The sequence below is a fragment of the Marinibactrum halimedae genome, from assembly GCF_021234875.1.
GTDB lineage: Bacteria > Pseudomonadota > Gammaproteobacteria > Pseudomonadales > Cellvibrionaceae > Marinibactrum > Marinibactrum halimedae.
Window position 1 is genome coordinate 1 of sequence record NZ_JAJQVM010000056.1, and the last position, 10,379, is coordinate 10,379.

A 10,379-nucleotide genomic window follows, 5' to 3' on the forward strand; every position below is an offset into this window, starting at 1 on the left:
CAAAAGAACGAATTTTTATCCAATATTTTTGTAAATAAATGCGTAATGATAATTATTTTCGGTAAATGTTCCGGTAGAAAAAATTAGAAAATTATCGCGCTAAAAAAACGAATTTATAGAGGTTCCCTATAGATAAAAATAACCTCGCATACTCCATAAGGTTGACTGGGCCGTCAACTCAACATGCTCATTTTGTCGCCACTATCAAATTTTAAAGATCCAATAAGTAAAGAAGTGTTAGGCTGACTATATTTTACACAATGATATTAATTTTGAAATGACATTATCGTATTTTTCGGTAACTTAATCAGAACCCCTAAACCTTATTCATCACCTTGTTTTTTATTAGACTGATACATAACAACCATTATTGATACCGGATGAAAATATCAGAAAACTTGGCAGTGTTAGTCCAAAATAGAGAATAGTTTTTTTCTTGAATGAATTCGTTTTAATCAGCTCATACACGAACGAGAAAAAATTAATCACCAATAAAACAGGTAAAATTAGAAAAAACCAAAATGATGAGGGTAAGGCCACCAGCATCCAGTATTCGTTAGATGTATGACAAACTGAAAGCCTGCGGCGCTGAGTTTCAGCCGACGTTCGGATCTTTGTGACTGTGCTGATTGATACATGAAGGTTACTTATGTTCGAACCTTTTTTCGGCCAAATAGACCAAACCAAAAGAGACTTTCGAATACCAGCCCTGCCATAAGAAAGGCAGCACCACCTGCGGGAATACCAAAGACATAACAGGCTATAGCAGCGAAGAAACAAGCGATTACTGTCAAAACCCTTAAACTTATCTTCATTTTCTACCCTTTTAGATTTCAGCCTGATCAAAAAGCTCTCTAATTATAACACTATTGAATTAAATGGAGGAAGCCAACCTAAGCGAGTCAGTTTTAATGCTATCGCCGCAGCACCTTTGAAGGCCTCTTGCATGTTTAGCACTTCCCGATATCGAGAAATCGTCCATGATTACGCGTCTTTATAATTTCTCTGTTTATGATTAGAACGGAAAAGTAAAATCAGCTCAATACCGCCTTGAATACGATGTAAATTTCAGGCTAGAGAAAACGCCAAAATTATGCATACAGAAAGCGTTATCGATGCAATTGCTAATTTAAAAACAGATAGCTGATCACACGATTTATTAAAAAATAAATACTCGAAGCTTCTTGTCAAAGTACCTTCATTTTCTCTGTTTGTGACAAGGAACCCCGTATATTTAAAAATCGCATAAATCATGAGTGATATCGAAAATATAAATACGCCAAATAAAAAAACAGAAATGACTGATTGCATAACTTTCTCCCTAAAATCTAACATTTTGTTAAGTTTTACAGCGTAGTTACACCCAGTATAGTTCTTGAGGGCATGGAATTACAGTGCCCCCCAATGGGAAAAAGAGACCATTACAATTCCCTATCTATCCGCAATAACACATAGAGTACAAAGCATAAAACCCGAACAGCCTTACAACCACCAAAGTTAAAATCGCTTTTGCAACCATATTAGATAATTCAAATACACCATGGTATACACTTCATAGCGCATAAACGACACAATCAGATCAAACAGCAACCAATCGAATCCAACCTATAAGCATATTTATCTTTGATCACCCCTCTGCAATGAGACTTATTTCACAGAAACTTGAAGAGTTTATTTTCGGTATAATTTTCAAGTACTTTTTTTAAGAAAAAATTGAGGGATGCGTCGAAAGGCTCGTCTTAGTAAGCATAAAAATTTGGACTTAAACATCAAGGCGCTCAAAAGACAATCAAAAAAACATAAAAATATTTTTCAAGCTTTTTTAATTTTCTTTACCCCAAAAAAAATATGGAAAACACACAGGGCGTTAAGGATGCAATACAAAAGAGTATTTTAAAGTAGGCTAATGAATTAAATGGATAATTCTTGTATAGTTTATTAACAACAATTTTTAGTCGTAATAAACATACTCTAACTACGATTACCATAGATAAATGACACATAGGTAAAAATTTACATATAGGTAAATTACACATAAGTAAATCATCCTTTCATTATTCGTTCATTTTGCCACCAACTTATTAAACAAAAAATAAAATTACCACTGTAATTATTCGTTACCCGTAAGGAACCGAGGTATTACTCATGATGAAACACAATAGCAAACTGCTGCCATTGGTCAGCGCCTGTCTTATGGGCATGGCCTCTTTGGTAAACGCTCAGGAAACACCGACTTTTTCCAGCGTTGAAGACTACAACAACAGCGACCCGTTGTATTCAATGCAATGGCATTTAAACAACACCGGGCAAACCGCAGAAGCAGTCAACCCTGGTGATGCAGGTAATGACGTAAACACGTTTGGTGCCCACTTTGATTTCGGTGTCTTTGGTGAGTCCGTTAAAGTGGCCGTTGTCGATTCCGGCCTCGCTATTGCCCACGAAGACCTTGTCGAGAACGTATTAGAAGGGCGCTCACGTAACTATGTTACCGGCACCAATGATCCCACTCCTCCTAGCGAATCTCTTGGTGGTGATCACGGCACCTCCGTAGCAGGCTTAATTGCTTCTCGCGGATTTAATGGCGTGGGTGGCCGTGGCGTTGCTCCGCTTGCAAAACTAATGGGCTTTAACTGGTTAGAAAATCAAGCCTACGAGTACTGGGTAGAAACCCACGGTGGCGAAGGCGTTACTGACGACGCATTAGTTATCAACCAAAGCTACGGTTTTTCGCCTTTCTGGCCGATTAATTTCGACAGCTTTAGTAATGCCAGTGAAGAAGATCACTTAGCGGATGTCACCGAAAGCGCTAACAATGGCCGGGGTATTGCCTTTGTTAAATCAGCGGGTAACTCCTTCAACTATTTAAGAAACTTTGCAGGTGCTTTTGCGTTCGAGCTGGATGAAGACGGCAATGCACTTCCCGCTATCTGTAAAGCGTTCGACATCAGTACAAATCTGCCAAAATGTCAGGCCAGCTCCGTTTACACACCAGATTTCATCATTTCGCCTTATTACCGCGACCCGAATGGAACTCAGGTTAAAAGCTTACCAGCTCAAATCGCTGCGACTGAGCCCTCTAACGCCAGTTTCTATCACACCACGATTTCAGCATTAAGTGCCGCAGAAAGTGTCGATGAAAACGGCAACAAAAATGGCGATTTACTGTCTTCCTACTCCACCGTCGGTTCTTCGGTTTGGGTTTCCGCTCATGGTGGTGAATTTGGTTCCAATAATCCCGCGATGGTCACTACTGATATTGAAGGCTGTGAAGCGGGTTACGCCAGAGAAGGCCAAAGCGGCTTCTTTAACGGTGGCAGCCATCCAGAAAACTTAGAGTGTAATTACACGTCTACTTTCAATGGCACCTCTTCTGCTGCACCAGTTGCTTCTGGTGTATTTGCTTTGATCTTAGATGCCAACCCAAAACTCACCTGGCGTGATGCTAAAGATATTCTGGCCAAAACCGCTACCAAAATCGGAGAGAATTTCGAGCCAATTACTGTTGAAACCGGTTCGGGTGAATTTGTTGCCGAACCAGGTTGGATTACCAACGCCGCTGGTTACGACTTCCACAACTGGTATGGTTTTGGACGTGTTGATGCAACCGCTGCGGTTGAGATGGCACTGTCTGAAGACTATCAACCACTGCCTGAGTTGAAAGTCACAGACTTCATTGAACACAAATTGCCTGAAATTAAATACATCCCAGACGGAAAAGTATTTGGTCGTAAAAGTCGTACACAATCTTTGTTTGTTAAAGAAGACCTTACTGTTGAAGCTGTACAGGTCAAATTGAGCATTCGCCACGAACGTGATACCGACTTAGCCGTTGAATTAATTTCACCAAAAGGCACCAGTAGCATGGTGGTTACACCACGCAGCATGTTGGTATTAGACCAAGGTCAAAAGGTTTCTCCTGAAATTGAAGAAGGGCTGGATACCCAAGTTGACTTTAACGATACCGTTCTACTTAGTAATGCCTTCTACGGTGAACCATCAAAAGGAAAATGGAAGCTGAAAGTGACGGATACTAACTCTGGCGAGTTTGTTTTCTATGGTTTCAGTTTGGAAACGCGTGAATTCACTGAAATCAAAACACCGAATAACCTTAGATTTGGCCGCTTGGAAGATTGGTCTATTCGTATCTACGGTCACTAAAGAGGGGAATGTCTCATGAAAAAATTAGTTTGTATGATTGCCGCTTTAGTTTCGCTGAATGCTGCAGCACAAGATGCCCAAACCCTTCGCGATCAAGAAATTATTCGCGAATTAGAAGCCAGCGCCGAATTCCAACAAATGGAGCGCGTTAGAGCCACTTCGGTAACGGAAGAACGTCAGTTTAAGAAAACCCGTTTACTGAAAGTTAAACTGGTGGAAAAAGGCACAGCAAAAAGCATTGCTGACGAACTTGGATTAAAGCTCATTTCTGGCAAAAAGCGTAAGGTAGCCACCTTTAAAGTTCGTAAGGGCTTTAATGTGGAAGCGGCTATTGCTCAGCTAGAAGCCCATGAAGGTGTAAAGAAAGTGAAGCGTGAAATCGTAGTGAATAAAAACACTCCGAAATAAGCGATTTCCAAAACACCAATAAAAAACGCCGCACTTGCGGCGTTTTTTATTGGTTGTCTAAACCTAAATATTTCTTAACTTACTCAAAACAACTTTCCATCTCCATCTCCATGAACAATATTCAATAACAAGTCCTATTTGAACCTCCTCTAAATTAAATATCTGTTTAGAAATTTTTCATTAAAAGCATAAAGTTTGCTCTACTTAACAAAAATAGCAATTATCCGACAAAAACGTATTCTCTTAGTGAGGAAAAAATAAAACATATCGTCTTAGTAAAAAATATTGATTAAAAAAGAACGCCCTGTTTTCTCCACCAAAACTCGGCCTCTAACCAAGCTCATGAAAAACGCATAGTGGAATCCAGAAAAACTGAGATATTGAATACGCACATAAACATTCATTAATTCACGACCATCACAATCTAATCAATCTTTTCCAAACGAAAAGAAATGGAAAGACAGCTATGTAAGTTATGTATAAAACTATTACCACATACAAAAAATCAAACTCGCGCAACACTAAGAAATAAAGCAAATAGAGCAACACTTCATTAATACATGATCTGTATGTAACCGAGGTATAACTCATGATAAAACACAATAGTAAACTCCTCCCGCTGGTCAGTGCTTGCCTTATGGGTATCGCAGGCATGTCCAATGCTCAAAACAATTCCACACCGCCTTATACAAACTTATTCGCTGACAAAACAGAGTACCTCTCTCGCGATAAAGATCCACTCTACCCAATGCAATGGCATTTACGAAACCGAGGCCAGAACGCTGAAGCCACTAATGGCGGAGACAAAAATAATGACATCGCTGCAACCAATGCTCACGTAAAATTTCGGGTATTGGGCGAATCCGTAAAAGTCGCGGTTGTGGATTCGGGCCTGGCTATTCGGCATGAAGATTTAGCACCGAACGTCTTACGCGGGCGCTCCCGAAATTATGCCGATAATGGCAGACGCAGCACAGACCCAACGCCCCCACGCTCAGAAACCGGTGGTGATCACGGTACCTCTGTTGCCGGTTTAATTGCAGCACGCGGATTTAATGGTGTTGGTGGTCGTGGTGTTGCCCCTTTAGCAAAACTCATGGGGTTTAACTGGTTGGAAAACCAACAATACGAATACTGGGTAGAAAGCCATGGCGGCGCAGGGGTGACCGATGACGCCCTCGTGATTAATCAAAGTTACGGTTTTTCTCCTATTTGGCCCGTCAATTTTGATAGCACCGACAACCTCAATGAAGAAGATCATTTAGAAGATGTCACCACAAGCGCCAATAATAATCGAGGCATCGCTTTTGTAAAATCCGCAGGGAATTCATTTCGATATTTACGAAATACAGCCGGTGTTGCCAGCTTTAATATCAATCGACGCCGTTATACCCCTGATTTTATTTTTTCTGCCGACTCACGTGACACAAACAAAACACAAGCAGAAAGCTTACCCGCACAAGTAGCCGCAACAGAGCCATCTAACGCCAGTTTTTATCACACCACTATTTCAGCTCTCAGCGCCGCAGAAAGCAAAGATGCTAATGGTAATAAAAACGGTGATTTATTATCTTCCTACTCTACCGTTGGCTCTTCCGTATGGATTTCAGCGCACGGCGGTGAATTTGGAGAAGACGACCCAGCAATGGTCACCACCGACATCGAAGGTTGTAATGCTGGTTATGCAAGAAACGACCAATCCACCAGCTTCAATGATGGCACACACCCGTTAAACCAAGGTTGTAATTACACTTCAACTTTTAATGGCACTTCTTCAGCAGCACCAGTTGCTTCGGGTGTATTTGCACTGATCTTGGATGCCAACCCGAATTTAACGTGGCGAGACGCGAAAGATATTTTAGCCAAAACGGCAACCAAAATTGGTACGAATTTTAAGCCTATCACCGTCGAGACCGGTTCAGGTGAATTTGTTGCTGAACCCGGCTGGATCACCAATGCGGCGGATTACAACTTCCACAACTGGTACGGATTTGGTCGAGCCAATGCCGCAAAAGCGGTGAAAATGGCGAAATCCAATCGCTATAACCCACTCCCTCCCGTACAAAACACCGGATTTATTGCGTACAACGGTGGAAATGCGAGCATTCCTGAAGGACCAAATGGTGTCGAACAATCGCTTAGGGTCAGAAATGACTTAACCGTTGAAGCAGTACAGGTCAAGTTGAGCATTAATCATGGTCGCGATGCCGATTTAGCGATAGAGTTAATCTCTCCTTCAGGTACATCCAGTATGATGCTAACACCACGCAGCATGTTGGTATTGGATCAAAGCTCTCGTATAGATTCACAAGCCGCCAATGCCCTAGATACCCAAACGAATTTCAACGATACCGTATTATTAAGTAATGCGTTTTATGGTGAGCCAGCGCAAGGGGAATGGACGTTAAAGGTAACAGACACTAATTCTGGCGAGTTTGTGTTTTACGGTTATCGTCGAGACACCAGAGAATTTACGCCAATTCGCACCAGAAACAACAACAGATTAGGCCAACTAACCGATTGGTCGATTCGCATCTACGGACATTAATTGGGGAGATTTTTCATGAAAAAGCTAGTTTGTATCATTGCCACCCTGGTGTCACTAAACGTAGTACCACACTTAGTACCACACGTAGCAGCTCAGGGTGCACAAACCCTTCGCGATCAAGAAATTATTCGCGAATTAGAAGCCAGTGCCGAATTCCAAGAAATGGAACGGGTTAACACCACCTCAGTAACGGATGAACGCCAGTTTAAGAAAACCCGCTTATTGAAAGTCAAACTGGTAGAAAAGGGAACTGGACAACGCATTGCAGATGAGCTTGGGCTTAAACTTATTTCCGGTAAAAAACGCAAAGTGGCCACATTCAAAGTGCGCAAGGGCTTTAATGTGGAAGCGGCTATCGCCCAACTGGAAGCACACGAAGGGGTAAAGAAAGTGAAGCGTGAAATCGTAGTGAATAAAAACACTCCGAAATAAGTCTTCGCTACCAACAATGCACCACTAACATCAACGCCGCTTTTGCGGCGTTTTTTATGATGCAGTTTTAGCGCCATCCCCTAAGATTCAATTCCTTCAGGCATATCTTTGAAAAACTGATATAATCAATTTCTCACTGGCTTTCACGAAAACATTATAACCATGAATAAGGTTGAATTGATTACTGAGCTTGAAAAACTGAATATTGGGCTCAAACGCTTTACGGTCAGGCATCAACAATTTACTGAACAATGGCGTGAAGCCTACAACCTAATCGCTGATTTTATTAGGCCTTACCTCTGTAGGGGACAATAATTTCTAAAACACACTGTTGGCAAGGCCTACAGGAGTGAGCAAACGACTTCATACGGTACACTAAAGTAACCAAACCAAAGGTGTAACCGATAAATGAAAGACGTTCGCTCACTGACCCACAAGCTTAAGCCTCTATTGGGCTGGCATCAATCCCGCGCCGAATGTTTGGCGCATCTCATGATTAATCTCATTGTCTCTGAAAGTGTCAATCTCGCGGTATTAGCCGAATACATGGGAGGAGCCGCTCATGATGATTGGGTGTTGTACCTGGATCGAACGAACTGGAAATTGGGTAATAAACCCATCCTCTGTACTCAATGGATGCATCAACCATTGACTTATGTTTGAGTGCCTTTCCTTGGACAAAGTTTCGGCAAGCTAAAGGCGCAATAAAATTACACGCTGTTCTTGATCATAATGGACTGATACCCGATTTTATTGATATTACCGATGGCAAAACCCATGGGGTAAATATGGCGCGAAAACTTTCTCTCCCCAAAGTCAGTATATTAACGATGGATCGTGGCCCCAGACTGATATTATCTCTTCTCATGCTTTATCAGACCAAAAAGAAATGCTGCTTTTATATCTAAAGTCAAATTTGCCAAAATAAGACGTATACCGACCATAAAAAAAACTACGAAAGAAACTGGAAAACTTTATAAAACTCGGAAATTCATATTCTCCGTAATTAGGATCAAAGAAGAGGGTAGTACCATCAGGAAGCATCGCAACGGCCACTACGTGCCCATCAATGCCGCTAGAGTCAGCGCCTTTAAACAACGACACCAAAGCATACTTCGCTCCATAAATCATTTTCCCTCTATTCAATTCGGCAACAATCCTAGCTCCCATATCATTAATACGATTACCAGGCACAATCCCCCGTAACATTGGATCAACATTCGTCCCATTAAAATCTACAATTTCCGAATCGTTTTGACGCGCCCTTTCTAATGAATTCTGATCCATAAAATCCTCAAGGCCAAGTCCTCCTGCCACACCCCAGTGCTTCTGATCGTTAAGTATTGTATTGAAAACAGCACTGTTAACACTAGAATAAGACACGAGACATCCCGCCTCTCGATTGTATAACTCAGTCCAAAGAGAACGGCCATTGTGATGATGAGCAACCCAATGTCCACTTAACGCCCCACATATACCTCCTTCCCTTCTCACATCTCTTTTCATACCCTTTGCATTGCCTTGTGAAAAGTATTTATTTGTTTTTCCACCATGGTAACAAGCTAACATTCGGGTACATGTAAAAGGATACCTAGCCATAATTATCGCTCCTTAATAAAAATCAAAATAGGTAAGTCATATAAAGTAATACTGGAAAGAAGCCACTTATCATTCATTTGAAATTAGTGTAACCCGTCCATTACCTGGCCACGGCTTGGAAAGGGCTATGGAGTATGGCGTGACGCTTGCCCACTGCGAGGGTTTTTTAGCGGCTAAAAGGGGAAGTGATGACGGTGCCAATAAAAATGCCGCTGCGAATTTGCAAGCGGCATGACATAGGACAAAGCAGCCTTATTGACTATGCAGTGCGCAACGAAGTGCAGCGCTGCCCGGAGCCGCATTGCGGCGGAGTGGCAATGTGTCCGCTACTGACCAGATGATTTACTATTGTTGGGCTTATTCTCTTCATCTGACGACTCCCCATTTAAGCATTCCTCTTTAAGGAGTCCTTTTTCATAATCATACTTTAATAACGTACCTGCATAAAAAAGCGAGAAAGAAACAACAATAAAGAAATTAAGTGCTATCAATAATAATCTCTTTGCTAAGTGAATTTTATTTTCAAAAATAATCCATATAGCAATTAATATCGGTAAAAATACAACAACACTTTTAAAAAAACTCTCATCAAACATAAATAAAAAGACCTTACTTAGAGCTTTTACAACGTAGACCACGTTTAGTAGATCGACAGTTTTTCTTTCTCCAAAGTTCTTTATATCGATCTCTTATTTTATCAGCACCATCTTGGCAGTTATTTTTGAACGTATGATAAGGACCAAAGTATTCAGAACAACCTACATCTTTTGATTCTTTTTCAACCTCTCGAATAATGTCGTCATCATAAGTTTCTGTTTCACAGTAATTGTAATCTTCTTTTCTCTCCATGGAATAATTACACGGAAAACCAAAAGGTGTCCCATCTTCATAAAAACCACTTTCATGGTAAACACCAAGGTTGAATGGACTACCAAGGAAATCAATTACAGCCTCTGAGGCCTCATCGAATATATCTGCTCGTGAATCTTCTATTTTTCTTCTACAAAATTTAAATAAGCCAAAAGGGTCCATAAAGTTAATCGGATTTCCACCAACATACCCATAAGTATTCGGCCCATCATATAACCCCAACGGATCACTTTGGACGTATCGTCCGCCTACGCAACATCATACCTACATTTCCACACAGCCCAGTGCTATCAAGCCTTTAAAGAACACGCAGCACAGTGCAGCGACACTTTAACAAGTCACACCCCCCGACGCGACTTTTCCC

General features: G+C 41.2%; 7 protein-coding genes and 1 pseudogene. 5 read left to right on the forward strand and 3 right to left on the reverse strand.

The annotated features are described in order from the left end of the window. Positions 1 to 2,145: 2,145 nt before the first annotated feature. From LU351_RS19635 to LU351_RS19655, 5 genes are all read left to right on the forward strand, one after another. Entirely contained in the window at positions 2,146 to 4,158 is a 2,013-nt protein-coding gene (locus LU351_RS19635; protein WP_232595797.1) for a S8 family serine peptidase, read from the forward strand. A 15-nt stretch (positions 4,159 to 4,173) separates the two neighbouring features. Next, entirely contained in the window at positions 4,174 to 4,566 is a 393-nt protein-coding gene (locus LU351_RS19640; RefSeq protein WP_232595798.1) for a hypothetical protein, read from the forward strand. Between the two features lie 589 nt (positions 4,567 to 5,155). Next, a complete protein-coding gene (locus tag LU351_RS19645) occupies positions 5,156 to 7,114 on the forward strand; it encodes a S8 family serine peptidase (RefSeq protein WP_232595799.1) in 1,959 nt (652 codons plus the stop codon). A gap of 15 nt (positions 7,115 to 7,129) precedes the next feature. Continuing rightward, positions 7,130 to 7,546 carry a hypothetical protein gene (locus tag LU351_RS19650; RefSeq protein ID WP_232595800.1) on the forward strand — a complete coding sequence of 139 codons (417 nt, stop codon included), beginning with the start codon at positions 7,130 to 7,132 and terminating at the stop codon, positions 7,544 to 7,546. Positions 7,547 to 7,954: 408 nt separating this feature from the next. After that, on the forward strand, positions 7,955 to 8,209 hold the full coding sequence (locus LU351_RS19655; RefSeq protein ID WP_232595801.1) for a hypothetical protein: 255 nt from the start codon (positions 7,955 to 7,957) through the stop codon (positions 8,207 to 8,209). 201 nt (positions 8,210 to 8,410) lie between these two features. Here the strand turns inward: LU351_RS19655 and LU351_RS19665 are convergent, their stop codons facing one another. The 3 genes and pseudogenes from LU351_RS19665 to LU351_RS19675 all read right to left on the reverse strand — a co-directional run. Continuing rightward, entirely contained in the window at positions 8,411 to 9,145 is a 735-nt protein-coding gene (locus LU351_RS19665; protein WP_232595802.1) for a YopT-type cysteine protease domain-containing protein, read from the reverse strand. 326 nt (positions 9,146 to 9,471) lie between these two features. Continuing rightward, positions 9,472 to 9,741: a hypothetical protein gene (locus LU351_RS19670; protein ID WP_232595803.1), complete on the reverse strand. Its 270-nt coding sequence runs from the start codon at positions 9,739 to 9,741 to the stop codon at positions 9,472 to 9,474. A gap of 13 nt (positions 9,742 to 9,754) precedes the next feature. After that, positions 9,755 to 10,249 (reverse strand): annotated as a pseudogene (locus LU351_RS19675) (RHS repeat-associated core domain-containing protein); the annotation flags it as partial. Positions 10,250 to 10,379: the final 130 nt, after the last annotated feature.